Annotated in this window: 10 protein-coding genes; 5 read left to right on the forward strand and 5 right to left on the reverse strand. The window is 74.7% G+C overall.

Annotated features, from left to right (window positions below):
- Positions 1–248: 248 nt before the first annotated feature.
- The 5 genes from H4687_RS42815 to H4687_RS42835 form a co-directional block, all read right to left on the reverse strand.
- Positions 249–749 (reverse strand): hypothetical protein, encoded by a 501-nt coding sequence (locus H4687_RS42815; RefSeq protein WP_046917860.1) that lies wholly within the window; start codon positions 747–749, stop codon positions 249–251.
- 136 nt (positions 750–885) lie between these two features.
- On the reverse strand, positions 886–2,451 hold the full coding sequence (locus tag H4687_RS42820; protein WP_046917859.1) for an FAD-dependent oxidoreductase: 1,566 nt from the start codon (positions 2,449–2,451) through the stop codon (positions 886–888).
- Positions 2,448–3,176, reverse strand: a complete 729-nt coding sequence (locus H4687_RS42825) for a class I SAM-dependent methyltransferase (protein ID WP_046917858.1) — start codon at positions 3,174–3,176, stop codon at positions 2,448–2,450. The genes H4687_RS42820 and H4687_RS42825 overlap by 4 nt, the downstream gene beginning before the upstream one ends.
- A gap of 88 nt (positions 3,177–3,264) precedes the next feature.
- Entirely contained in the window at positions 3,265–4,503 is a 1,239-nt protein-coding gene (locus tag H4687_RS42830) for a lycopene cyclase family protein (protein WP_046917857.1), read from the reverse strand.
- 364 nt (positions 4,504–4,867) lie between these two features.
- A complete protein-coding gene (locus H4687_RS42835) occupies positions 4,868–5,494 on the reverse strand; it encodes a sigma-70 family RNA polymerase sigma factor (RefSeq protein WP_046917856.1) in 627 nt (208 codons plus the stop codon).
- A gap of 491 nt (positions 5,495–5,985) precedes the next feature.
- On the opposite strand from H4687_RS42835, the gene H4687_RS42840 reads away from it, so the two are divergent.
- The 5 genes from H4687_RS42840 to H4687_RS42860 all read left to right on the forward strand — a co-directional run bounded on the left by H4687_RS42840 (position 5,986) and on the right by H4687_RS42860 (position 12,197).
- Positions 5,986–7,311, forward strand: coding sequence for a polyprenyl synthetase family protein (locus tag H4687_RS42840; protein WP_046917855.1), 1,326 nt, complete (start codon positions 5,986–5,988; stop codon positions 7,309–7,311).
- Positions 7,308–8,852, forward strand: a complete 1,545-nt coding sequence (gene crtI, locus H4687_RS42845; RefSeq protein ID WP_046917854.1) for a phytoene desaturase family protein — start codon at positions 7,308–7,310, stop codon at positions 8,850–8,852. Before H4687_RS42840 ends, crtI begins: the two co-directional genes overlap by 4 nt.
- The gene (locus H4687_RS42850; protein ID WP_078907314.1) at positions 8,849–9,901 is read left to right on the forward strand and encodes a phytoene/squalene synthase family protein; all 1,053 of its coding nucleotides are present in this window, start codon (positions 8,849–8,851) and stop codon (positions 9,899–9,901) included. Before crtI ends, H4687_RS42850 begins: the two co-directional genes overlap by 4 nt.
- Entirely contained in the window at positions 9,898–10,902 is a 1,005-nt protein-coding gene (locus H4687_RS42855) for a DUF5914 domain-containing protein (RefSeq protein ID WP_046917853.1), read from the forward strand. The genes H4687_RS42850 and H4687_RS42855 overlap by 4 nt, the downstream gene beginning before the upstream one ends.
- Positions 10,903–11,051: 149 nt before the next feature.
- Positions 11,052–12,197 carry a MerR family transcriptional regulator gene (locus H4687_RS42860; RefSeq protein WP_078907313.1) on the forward strand — a complete coding sequence of 382 codons (1,146 nt, stop codon included), beginning with the start codon at positions 11,052–11,054 and terminating at the stop codon, positions 12,195–12,197.
- Positions 12,198–12,416: the final 219 nt, after the last annotated feature.

Here is a 12,416-nt window from a genome sequence, read left to right on the forward strand (position 1 = left end):
CTGATCTTCGCGTCGGCCGGGGATTCCACGCCGCGCAGTCCGCGGACATCGTGCCTGAACCAGGGCGGCGCGCAGGAGTACGCCGAGGACGTCCGGCTGGAGCGCAGCGACACGACCCTGAACCACTTCCACTACGGCGCCATGAACCTCCCGCCCGGCGCGCCGGGCAGCAGCTTCACCTATTCGTGCGCCGACGACTGCAGCGCCGTAGCCCTGCCGTGAGGGGGCATGGAGGAATGGAAGCACGGTCACGGTCTCGGCCTACGGTCGAACGGAGCCGTCGGGTTGCGGGTGTTCGGGCTGTCGGGTGTGGGGGTGTGGTCCGGGTGGTCGTGGGTGCGGCGGGATTCCTTCATCTCCGCCTCGTACAGGTGGTCGCGTCCTGCGGCGAGTTGGTCCACCGCGTCTCGCTCCAGGGCCTTGAACGCCTGGTAGTAGGTCTGGTCGTAGGCCTCGACGATCTGGAACGTCCAGTGGCCCGGAATGACGTTGCGTCCCAGGACCTCCGTTTCGACGCGGCGGGCCCACTCGTGGTGGCCGGCCTCGCGGAGCAGGGACGTGGCCCGGTCGAGTTCGAGATCCGCCGTGCCGGTCAGCTGGTGGAAGGAGAACAGGTGTCCTCGGGCACGTTCGGTGGTCTCCAGCGCCTTGGACAACGAACCGAGCGCCTCGACCGTCGCGTCACTGAGGCCTTCCGGACGCCGATGCGACCTGTCGGGCCCCTCAGCCTCCTCGTGCGGGCTTGTCATGGTCGGCCGGCCCCTTTCGTGTGTGACGGGTGACGAGCGTGGCAGCCACCCGGGCCACCGCGAACGCTGCCACGCCGGTCCACGGCCGTGGGGCCCCGACCGGCGCCGCTCCCGGCGGGTGCCCACTGCCGCCCGCCTATGTCGTGAGCCGTTCGAGTCGCGCGAGGCGGCGCAGCAGGGGGCCGCGCCCCTGGTCCGGCACGGTCCACAGGGTCTGGCCCCTCACCCCCCACCGTTCGAGCAGCGCGTTGGCGGCGAGGAACCCGCTCGTCGCCGCGCGCTCCATGAGGGCGACCGGGAGGCCGGTGCGGACCAGATCCCCGGCCAGCACCAGGCCGGGATCGCCGGTGCGCACGGTGGGGCGGTCGTGGTACCCGCCGACCGGGAACAGCGGGCAGTCGGCCCGCCACTCGTGCCGTTGGTCCAGGACGGTCGCCTCGCGGGTCTCGGGGTAGACACGGTGCAGTTGCTCCAGCAGACGCTTCTCCTCGACGTCGTGGGGTGAGCGCTCGGACAGGGCGTAGGCGTGGAGTTCCACCACGGATCCGCCCGTGCGGGCGGCCCAGCGCGCCGCCTCGCCCTCCCAGCGGTCCAGCACGCTGATGTTGTCCAGCGTGCCGTAGCCGCTGGTGCCCAGGAATCCAGGACGGTCGGCGGCGACCGGCCGGTCCAGCCAGAGGCGGGACACCAGGAACGGCGGCGCGGTCCGCAGGGACGCCACCCGCTCGCGCCACACCGCGTCGGCCAGCCGGGGGGAGCGTTCGACGAGCGAGCGGAGGCCGTCCGTGTCCAGGGCCAGGACGACGGCGTCGTGCCGCCGCTCCTCCCCGTCGGCGACGACGAGGAAGCCGCCGTCGGGGGTGGGCTCGACCGTCTCGACCGGGGTTCCGGTGCGCAGGTCGGCTCCGTGACCGCGCAGATAGCCGGCGAGGGGGTCCCACAGGGCGGTGGGGAAGGGCTCGGCGGGTACGTCGAACAGGAGCCCTTCCGCCGAGCCGAGGAAGTAGATGTGGAACATGAGGACCATCTCGGCCGCCGACAGCTCACGGGGGTCGGCGAAGAAGCTGCGGGAGAACACCTCGAACGCGAGGTGCTGCGCGGCCTCGGGGAACCGGATCGCGTCGAGGAAGTCGCGGGCGCTGACGTCGTCGAAACGGTCGTGGATCTCCGGGACCCGGACGTCCAGCAGCGGCAGCGCGGCGACCGGGTTCATACGCAGTAGGTCCCGCAGGCCGAAGGAGGGGCTCAGGGCGACGAAGCCGAGCGCGCTCCACGGCGGGGTGCGCGGGACGTGCCGGAAACTGTCGTGGAGCCCGTCGGAGTGCCGCAGAGGGTAGTCGGGCAGTGCCCGCAGGCGCGCGAGAGCCGGGTCGGTGCGCCGCAGCAGCCCTCGCAGGTTGTAGTACTGGCGGAAGAACGCGTGAAAGCCACGGCTCATGGTGACGGTCGTACCGTCCGACAGGACGGTGGACCGCCCGGCCAGGCGTCCGCCGAGGGACGCCTCCCGTTCGTGGAGCGTGACCCGTGTGCCGCGTTCGGCGAGGGCCGTCGCGGCGGCCAGTCCGGCGATGCCGCCCCCGACGACGGCGGTGGACGGCGGACGACCGCTCGTGAAGCGCGGGGCGCCCGGCACGGGGTCCAGTCTGCGGGCCCGCCGGTCCCTGCCGTGCCGCATCGGGTCGGTGCGCCCGGCGGCCCTCATCGGCCGTCCCCGGAGGCGGCCGCTCGGCGCGCGACGATCGTGTGCGTGATGCCGGTCTGCCACCCGGGCAGCGGCAGCACCCTCACGGTGTCGAAGCCATGGGCGCGGACCCGGGCGGCGAAGGTGTCCGCGGTGTCGAAGTCCACCACGCTGCGCCACAGGTGGCGGTACAGGTCACCGTCGCCGAGGAGGGTGGCGACGGGCAGGACCATGCCGCGGCACACCCCTGTCCACACGGCTCGGTGGGTGGCCCGGCCGCTGAGGGTGTACTCGTGCACCGCCAGGCGGCCATGCGGTGCCAGTACCTCGCGCACGGTCGACAGGACGGCGTCGGGGTCGGCGACGTTCCGGAAGAGGTAGGCCGCGAACACCGCGTCGAACGGCCCCTCCACACCGGCCTCCACCAGGCGTTCGGCGGGCGCGCGTACGAAGCTCACCCCGTCGCGCCAGGGTTTGCGGGCCGCCCGCTCCAGCATGCCCGCCGACGCGTCCACGGCGGTGATCTCGGCACCGGGGAGCACGGCGCCGAGCGCGGCGGTGGACGCACCGGTGCCGCAGCCGAGGTCCAGGACGCGCAGGCCGGTACCGGGGCGCGGCAGCCCGAGGCGGCGCGCCGAGCGGCGCAGATGGGCGTGGTAGCCGGGGTTGGCGGCCACCAGCGTGTCGTAGCTGCGCGAGGCGTGGTCGAACGCGGCGGCCAGGTCCTCGTCGCGGAGCAGGGTCATGCGGTGTCTCCTCAGGCGGAGTGGACGGAGGCGGAGTGGACGGAGGCGGGGTGGGCGGAGGCGGGGCGCACGGAGGTGTCCGTGGCATTCATGGGTGGCCGCCGGGACGGTGGCCCGGGAAAGGCATGCCGGGGTCGGCGGGCGGCGCGGGTCTGCGGGGCAGCCAGGACAGTTCGGCGGCGGAGCGGAGCATCGGCAGCACGGGCGTGCGGAGGCCCAGGGCGAGGTCCTCGTGGAGGCGGGTCTCACCGTCCAGGAAGCGCAGCAGCCGCTCCGCCGGCACCCGCGAGAACAGCCGTGCGAAGAAGGCGGCGCCGTCGACCCGGCCGCTGTCCAGGGCCCTGAGCAGGACGGCGTCCATCGCGCGGGAGCGCGCCCGGTGGGCAGGGGGAGGCAGCGGGTGCCGGCCGGCGCGCAGCGCGCCGGCGACGGCCCGTGTCTGCCGTTGGATCGCGGAGAAGGTGTAGCCCGTCGACGGCCGGGTGGCGCCGGCGGCCGCGCCGATGCGGAACACCGACGGTCCCGACCGGCGGTCGAAGCGCGCGTCGGTCATGGGGATCACCCCGGTCTCGGTTGAGACGACCTGGAAGTCGCCGAGCCCCAGCACCTTCTCGGTGTAGTGGCGCAGCGCGGTGTCATAGGCCTCGGGGGCCAGGACGGCGCGGGAGAACTCGGTGTACTCGACGAGCGCCCGGCGGCTGTCGGTGGGCAGGACATAGCCGAAGGCGAGCCCGCCGGACGGCTGCGGGACCCGGAAGTCCATGAACTCCACCGTGCCGTGATCGAACACCGGCCGCCCGGCGCGGACGTACCAGCCGTGGAAATGCTGCAGCAGGGTGGTGCGGGCGGTGGGCAGGCTTCCGAGGGGCCGGGAGTCGAAGACCCAGCGGGCGCGTACCGCCACGGGGACGCCCTGGCCGGTGCGGGCCCGGATCTCGGCGCCCTCGGTCACGCCGTCCACCGTCTCCACGGCCGCCTCGATACGGCGGACCACGTCGCTGTGGGCCAGTTCGCGCGAGACGAGATCCTCGAAGTCGTCGGAGCGGATCATCTTGTACGCCAGGGGCGCGATGTCCTCCTCAAGGAGCCGGCCCTCGGGCGTACGCACCCGCAGTCGCCGCCAGACGGCGCTGAGGGCGGCGTCGTACGGGCCCGCCCCCTCCTCCCAGAAGCACCACGTACGGACCGGCGGACGCAGCGGGCCGGGCGGGGCGTCGATCAGGAGGACCGACAGGCGAGGGCCGGCGGGGGCGCCACGGGACAGCCGGTGGGCGAGGGACAGTCCGGCCGCTCCGGCGCCCACGATGGCCACGTCAGCTTCCAGCACCTACGGCTCCCTCCCTGTCCGACCGCACCGGCGGAACGTGTGCGGCCACCGGCGTCTCGCCAGCTTTCCGCCCCGGCGGCCGCGGCGGATGCAGGCTCGGCCGGATTGTCGGCCGGGTGGACGGCGAATTGCGGGGGCCAGCGGGTGCGTAACGCATGGGTTCCGTCTGCCCAGGGACGAGGCATGCAGGGTTCTGAGTCGCGGCGCTGCGTCCGCACCGATACCGCAACGATGTGTACCGACGGAACGCCGATGAAGCGCCGACCGCCGACCCGACAGCGCACCCGTGGAGCGCCCGTGGAGTGCCCGATGGAGCGCCGATGGAGCACCGCTGTCTCCGGCCGTGCCGCGGCCGTGCTCCGCATCACGCCGAGTGATCGTCGGCGCCTCCCTCCTGCAGGCTGCGGCTCAGTCGCTGCAGACCGCGCCGGGCGTGGCTCTTGACGGTGCCCAGCGGCCAGCCGGTGACCTCGGCGATCTGGGCCTGTGTCAGGTCGTCGTAGAAGGCCAGGGTGAGCACCCGGCGCTGAGGGGCCGGAATCCTGGCGAACTCGCGGCCGATCAGCACCCGGTCGAGCACGGCGTCGGGCAGCGTGTCGCGGTCCACGGGCGCCTCGGCCATGCGTGTTCCGGCCGCCGCCACGAGTTCGGCCTGCCGTGTCCGTGCCGTCAGCGCGTCGGCGATCTTGCGGCGGGTGATGCCGACGAGCCAGGCGCCGAGGGCGCCGCGCTCCGGCGCGTAGCCGGCACGTCCGCGCCATGCCGCGAGGAACACCGACTGCCTGACGTCCTCCGCCTCCCTGGCGTCGCCGAGAGAGCGCCGGGCCAGGGTGTACACGAGCGCGCCCCACCGGTGGTAGGCGGCGGTCAGACACTCCTCGTCACCTGCGACGAACCCGGCGGCCAGTTCCTCCTGCGCCACGGAGTCCTCCACCGGGGCCCAGAGCGCGACGCTGTCGTGGGTCCTGTCTGCTGCCTGCTGTGCAGTCATGGCGTCTGCTCCTTGTGCGATGCGGGCTGTGTCCGTTGCGCCCGGTGGGTGACGGGCGGGCTCGTGGGGGCACCCGTCCCGTCCGTGTCGGGCGCGCGTCGCTCGGCTCCTGCAACTCCTCCACCCTGGGAGGACGAGGGAAGAGGGGACAACTTGCATCGCCTGTGCAGCGCTTTGCGCGGGCGCAGCGTTTTGCGCCGGACGGTGCCGTGCCGTCGTACGGACGATGCCCGCCGTCGCTCGGACGGTGCCGTGCCGTCGTACGGATGGTGCCGCGCTATCGCTCGGACGGTGCCGCGCCCTTGTGCGGACGGTGCCGGACCGTCGCACGGACGGCCCCAGGCGGTGCGCGGACGGCCCCGCCTGGTGCACGGATGGCCCTCCGGCGGCGCACGGGCCGCACCTTTTCACTCCTCCGGCGCATCCGCGGACGCCTCTGCCGCGGAAAGCGTTGAGGCAGGACCGCTGTGTTTGCGACGGAAGGAACCGTGATGGGCCCCAGCGACGCGAAGGACCACCCTGTGGCTGCGTCACCGCCCGGATCCCGCGCGGCGCCACCGGGGGAGCCCACGACCGACGCCCCCTGCCCGGGGGACCATGGTCCCTCTGCCGGTACGCGGCACGAAGGCCGCCCGCATCAGCCGCCCGGCACGAGCGAGCCGCGCGGCATCGACCAGGACGTGCCGGGGGCTGTGCGGCGCGTACTGGAGAGCCTGCTGGCGGAGCGCACCGAACGTGCCGCCGCGCTCGACCCGGTGTTCGCGGGGGACCTGGCCGAGCGCGTCGCGCGATTCGCCCTGGACGGCGGCAAACTCATGCGCCCGCGCTTCGTGTGGTGGGCCCTGCGCGCGTGCGGGGGCGGTGCCGCGGAGGCGGAGGCCGCGCTGCGCATCGGCGCCGCGCTCGAACTGATCCAGACCTGCGCGCTGGTTCACGACGACGTCATGGACGGCTCCCGGCTGCGCCGCGGACGGCTCTCCCTGCACGCCGACATCGCCGCGCAGTACACCGACGGCATGGCCCCGGCGGACGGGGCGCGCTTCGGCGAGGCCGCGGCGATCCTCGCCGGAGATCTGGCCCTGGCCTGGGCGGACGACATCGTCGCGGCGACCATCACGGCGCCGGGCACCGATCGCGTCGTCCGTGAGCTGTGGAGCACCATGCGCACCGAGATGGTGGCCGGGCAGTACCTGGACATCCAGGGCCAGGCCACCTCGTCCCGGTCGCTGGCCCGCGCCATCCGCGCCGCCTGCCTGAAGAGCGCCCTGTACTCCGTGGAGCGTCCGCTGGCCCTCGGAGCGGCGCTGGCGGGCGCGGACGCCGCGCGGACCCGGGCCCTGTGCTCGGCGGGCCGGTGCGTCGGCATCGCCTTCCAGCTCCGGGACGACCTCGGTGACGTCTTCGGCGGCCCTCGGCACACCGGCAAACCCACCGGGGGCGACATCCGGGCGGGCAAGCCCACCTATCTGGTCGCCGTCGCCCAGGCCCGGGCCGAGGCGGCCGGCGACCGCCGCGCCGTCACCGTGCTGCGGCAGTCGCTAGGCGACGCCGATCTGCCGGAGAGCCGTCTCACCGAGGTCGTCGACGTCCTCGTGCGCACCGGCGCACGTGACCTCGTCGAGGCCAGGATCGACCGGCTGGTCGCCCAGGGCCTGCGCCATCTGGAGTCCGCCCCGCTGGAGGCGGAGGGCCGACTGCGCCTGCGGGAGCTGCTGCACGCCACGGCCGGCAGCACGCCGCCCTTCGCCGCGCGCGGTCCTCTGGACGGCATCCCGGTCTCGCTGCTGCCCAGCGCCGTCGAGGAGGTGGCTCGTTGAACCGGACCGTTCCCGGGCGTACGGATCACGTCGTGGTCGTCGGCGCCGGACTCTCCGGCCTGGCGGCCGCACTGCACCTGCTCGGTGCGGGCCGCCGGGTCACCCTCGTCGAACGGGACGCGCTGCCCGGCGGGCGCGCCGGACGCCTGGTGCGCGGCGGCTACCGCATCGACACCGGACCCACCGTGCTGACCATGCCCGAGCTGGCGGACGAGGCCTTCGCCGCGGTCGGGGAGAACCTGCGCGACCGGGTCGAACTGGTCCCCCTGCACCCGGCCTACCGGGCCCTGTTCGCCGACGGCAGCGGCATCGACGTGCACACCGACGCCGACGCCATGGAGGCGGAGGTCGAACGCTTCGCGGGCGCCGAGGAGGCCGCCGGCTACCGGCGGCTGCGCGGGTGGCTGGAGGAGCTGTACCGGGCACAGATGCGGCGCTTCATCGACACCAACTTCGACTCCCCCCTCCAACTGCTCACCCCCGACCTCGCGCGCCTCGCCGCGCTCGGCGGCTTCGGACGGTTGGACGCGCGGATCGGCCGTCACCTGCGCGACGAACGCCTGCGCCGCGTCTTCTCCTTCCAGGCGCTGTACGCGGGTGTGCCGCCCGAGCGGGCGCTCGCCGCCTACGCCGTGATCGCGTACATGGACACGGTGGCCGGCGTGTACTTCCCCCGCGGCGGCATGCACGCTCTCCCGCAGGCCATGGCGGACGCGGCCGCCGAGGCGGGCGCCGACCTGCGCTTCGGGCAGGAGGTCACCCGGCTGGAACGCTCCGGCGACCGCGTCAGCGCCGTGGTCACCGCACAGGAACACATCCCCTGCGACGCCGTCGTCCTCACCGCCGACCTGCCCGCCGTCTACGGCCTGCTCGGCCGCACGCCGCGCCGCCCGCTGCGGATCCGGCACGCGCCGTCGGCGGTCGTCCTGCACGCCGGCACCGACCGGACCTGGCCCGGGCTCGCGCACCACACGCTGTCCTTCGGGGCGGCGTGGCGGCGCACCTTCGACGAACTCACCCGCACCGGCAGCCTGATGAGCGACCCGTCGCTGCTGATCACCCGTCCCACCGCCACCGACCCGACCCTCGCCCCGCCCGGCCATCACCTCCACTACATCCTCGCCCCCTGCCCGAACACCGACATCGGACCCGATGCCGCAGCATGGGGCGACCTGGCTCCCCGCTACCGCGACAGCATCCTGTGCGAGCTGGAACGGCGCGGCTTCGACGGCCTCGCCGACGCCGTGGAGGAACAGGCCCTGATCACCCCGGCCGACTGGCACGCCCAGGGCCACGCGGCGGGCACCCCCTTCTCGGCCGCCCACACGTTCGCGCAGACCGGCCCGTTCCGGCCCCGCAACCTCGTGCGCGGCACCACGAACGCCGTACTCGCAGGCTGCGGCACCACACCGGGCGTCGGCGTGCCGACCGTCCTGCTGTCCGGCAAGCTCGCCGCCGCCCGGATCACCGGAGGGCACGCGGCCCCCGTCCCCAGGCGCGGGCGCACCGCGCGGACCGCACCGGAAGGACTCACCTCATGACCGCCCGCGAACTCGACGCGGCGGGCATCACCGAGCCGGCCCTGCGTGACGCCTACACGCGCTGCCGCCGCCTCAACGCCCGGCACGGCAGGACCTACTTCCTCGCCACCCGGCTGCTGCCCGTGGAACGCCGTCCCGCCGTGCACGCGCTCTACGGCTTCGCCCGCTGGGCCGACGACATCGTCGACTCCCTGGACACGAACCTGCCCCGGCACCGCCGCGCGGCGGACCTGACCCTCCTGCACGAGCGCCTGGAACGCGGCCTGCGCGACGGCGACAGCACCGAGCCCGTGGTCCTCGCCCTGGCGGACACCGCCCGCCGGTACGCCATCGACCACCAGCACTTCAGCGACTTCATGGCGTCCATGCGCAGCGACCTGGACGTCACGGACTATCCGACCTACGACGCCCTGCGCGCCTACATGCACGGCTCCGCCGCCGTCATCGGGCTGCAGATGCTGCCCGTCCTGGGCACGGTGGTCCCGCGCGAGGAGGCGGCCCCGCACGCCGCCGCCCTGGGGCTCGCCTTCCAGTTGACCAACTTCCTGCGCGACGTGGGCGAGGACCTCGACCGGGGCCGCGTCTACCTGCCCGCCGACCTGCTGGACGCCCATGGCGTGGACCGCGACCTGCTGTCGTGGAGCCGCCGCGCAGGCCACCGAGACCCGCGGATCACCCGTGCCCTGCGGGCCTTCGAGGACCTCACCCGGGGCGTCTACCGCGAGGCCGCTCCCGGCCTCGCCATGCTCGACCCGGTCGCCCGTCCCTGCATCCGCACCGCGTTCGTGCTCTACGGAGGCATCCTGGACGCCGTGGCCGACGACGGCTACGCGGTGCTGCACCGGCGGGCCGTGGTCCCCCGGCGGCGGCGGGCGGCCGTCGCCGCCGACGGGCTCCTGCGCCTGACGGCGGCACGGGCCCGCATGCGTGCCGGGGCGCGTGCCGGGACGCGGGGGACACCACCGCCGAGTGCCCCGGCGCCCGCCGCCGGACACCCGCGGGCCGACGTGACCGCCGCACCGGCCCCGCTGCACGAGGAGGTCGCGTGAGCCCCCGACGCCCCGTCCGCCGCGGACGGTACCCCTTGTCCCTGTACCGCGGCCCGGTGGCCTGGGAACGACAGCGGCCCACCTGGCGCGAGGCCCGCCCGGCCGTGATCGCCCGTGCCCTCAAGCGCGCGCAGGCACGCCCGTCGGGCAACTGGTACGTCGTCGGCGCGACTCGGGACCTCCGCGACGACCGGCCCCTGGCCCGCACGGTCGCCGGCCGGGAGGTGGTCCTCTGGCGCGACGCGGACGGCCGGCTGGTCGCCGGTCCCGGCGTCTGCCCCCATCTGGGCGCGCCGCTGAAGGACAGCCCCGTGCGCTGCGGCACGCTCGTCTGCCACTGGCACGGACTCGCCCTGCCCGGGACCCCGTTCGCCGGCTGGGAGCCCCTGCCCGCGTACGACGACGGCGTGCTGGTGTGGGTGCGGCTGGACGACGTGGGCGGCGAGGCGCCGCTCGACGCCCCGGTGGTGCCGGAGCGGCCGGCCCGTGCGGCGTCGGTGTCGGCGGTCTACGTGGGAGTCGGCACCTGTGAGCCGGAGGACGTGGTCGCCAACCGGCTGGACCCCTGGCACGGCGCCTGGTTCCACCCGTACTCCTTCGTCGACCTGACCGTCGCCGACGTACCCACGGGGGAGGAGGACGCCTTCGTCGTCGACGTGTCCTTCCGGCTCGCAGGGCGGCTCGTCGTGCCGGTGCGGGCGGTGTTCACCGCGCCCGAACCGCGCACGGTCGTCATGCACATCACCGAGGGCGAGGGACAGGGGTCGGTCGTGGAGAGCCATGCGACGCCGCTGGCCCCCGACGACCGGGGCCGGCCCCGGACGGCGGTGGTGGAGGCGGTCGTGGCGGCGTCGGACCGGCCCGGTTTCGCCGTGGCACGCAAGGCGGCTCCGCTGCTGCGGCCACTCATGCGGGCGGCCGCGGGCCGGCTGTGGCGCGACGACCTCGCCTACGCGGAGCGGCGCTGGCACCTGCGCTCCACGGGGCGCTTCCCCGGCTGAGGCGATGCGGCCGTGCCGCCGTGGCCGGGACGCGGGCACCAGGCCTTCGACGCGCGGTGGTCCTCGCGTGCATCCGTTCACCCGGGTCCGCCGGAAGTGATGCCGCGTGGTCCACCCGGGCCCGCGGCAGGCGGAAGGAGGCGGAACCCATGGCGGACCACCGCTCGCGGGGGCTCACCGGCCTTCCTCCGGGCAGCCGTTCCGCGTCGATCGCACCGGACCCGCTCGGCGAACCGGGCACGGACCCGGTCGGTGAGCCGCCCCGGCACGGGGTGACGACGGGCTTCCTCGCACGCCAGCTCGGGGTGTCACCGACCACGCTGCGGTCCTGGGACCGCCGCTACGGGCTGGGACCCGCCGTACGGGCCGAGGGCCGCCAGCGCCGCTGGTCGCCCGAGGACGTGGCGATGCTGCAGGACATGTGCCGGCTGACGGCCACCGGCATACCTCCGGCGGAGGCCGCCCGCGCCGCCATGCGGCGAGCGCGGGGACGCGCCGCCGATGTGCCCGCCGACGGGGCGGGCACACCTTCGCTCGACGCCGACGCGTCCGCATCCCCGGCCAAGGAACACCGGGAGCATCGGGTACACCGGGAGCCCGGGTCGTACGGCGGCGGTTCCCACTCGGCCACCGCCCTGCCGCTGGGCGATGTACGCCAGGAATGCCGGGGTCTGGCCCGTGCCGCTGTCCGGCTGGACGCGGCGGCCGTTCAGGAGCAGCTCCTGACGGTGGTCCGTACCTACGGGCTCGTCGTCGCGTGGGAGGAGGTGATCGCGCCCACCCTGCGCGCGGTCGGCCGCAAGTGGGAGTCCTCCGGCGACCGGTACGTGGAGGTCGAGCACCTGCTGTCCTGGCACATCTCCACCACGCTGCGGCACCTGTACGCGGCCGCGCCGCAGCCGCAGGGGGATGCGCCGCCCGTACTGCTGGCCTGCCTTCCCGACGAGCACCACACCCTGCCACTGGAGGCGCTCAGCGCCGCGCTGGCGGAGTCGCGCGTACCGGCGCTGATGCTCGGCGGCGCGGTCCCGGCCGACGCGCTCGACGGAGCCGTCCGACGCACCGGCCCGGCCGCGGTCGCCCTGTGGGCCCAGTCGCGGCGCACCGCCGGCCTGCCGCTGGCCCAGCACACCGCCGCGACCCGGTGGGGGGTCCGCGGCGCACGCAGACAGACCCCCGTCCTGCTGTGCGGCCCGGGCTGGGGCCGCCGTACGCCCGAGGAACTGCTCCGGCCGTCCGGGCTGCGCGACGCGGTGGCCATGCTCGTCGCGCTCTCCACCGCGTGCAGACCCTGACGGTGCCGCGGTCGCGACACGGGGGCGGCCCCTGGGCGGCGGCTTGCCACGCTCGACAGGCAGCAGAATGGAACGGCCGTCCCGGCTGCCGAGTACGACGACGGCTCCGGTGGCGGCGAGCTGCTCCGCGGCGAAGTAGCCGATCCCGGCGTTACCCCCGGTGAACAGGAAGGTCCGGCCCTGGGCAGACCGCAGCCGGTGAACGTCCCACGGTCGGCT

The sequence above is a fragment of the Streptomyces stelliscabiei genome (genome assembly GCF_014873495.1).
Classification (GTDB): Bacteria; Actinomycetota; Actinomycetes; order Streptomycetales; family Streptomycetaceae; genus Streptomyces; species Streptomyces bottropensis.

What these genes read in the sequence shown, in the direction of transcription:
- H4687_RS42815 (WP_046917860.1), bottom strand. Translation starts at nt 749, where the DNA reads ATGACAAGCCCGCACGAGGAGGCTGAGGGGCCCGACAGGTCGCATCGG.
- H4687_RS42820 (WP_046917859.1), bottom strand. Translation starts at nt 2,451, where the DNA reads ATGAGGGCCGCCGGGCGCACCGACCCGATGCGGCACGGCAGGGACCGG.
- H4687_RS42825 (WP_046917858.1), bottom strand. Translation starts at nt 3,176, where the DNA reads ATGACCCTGCTCCGCGACGAGGACCTGGCCGCCGCGTTCGACCACGCC.
- H4687_RS42835 (WP_046917856.1), bottom strand. Translation starts at nt 5,494, where the DNA reads ATGACTGCACAGCAGGCAGCAGACAGGACCCACGACAGCGTCGCGCTC.
- H4687_RS42840 (WP_046917855.1), top strand. Translation starts at nt 5,986, where the DNA reads ATGGGCCCCAGCGACGCGAAGGACCACCCTGTGGCTGCGTCACCGCCC.
- H4687_RS42850 (WP_078907314.1), top strand. Translation starts at nt 8,849, where the DNA reads ATGACCGCCCGCGAACTCGACGCGGCGGGCATCACCGAGCCGGCCCTG.
- H4687_RS42860 (WP_078907313.1), top strand. Translation starts at nt 11,052, where the DNA reads ATGGCGGACCACCGCTCGCGGGGGCTCACCGGCCTTCCTCCGGGCAGC.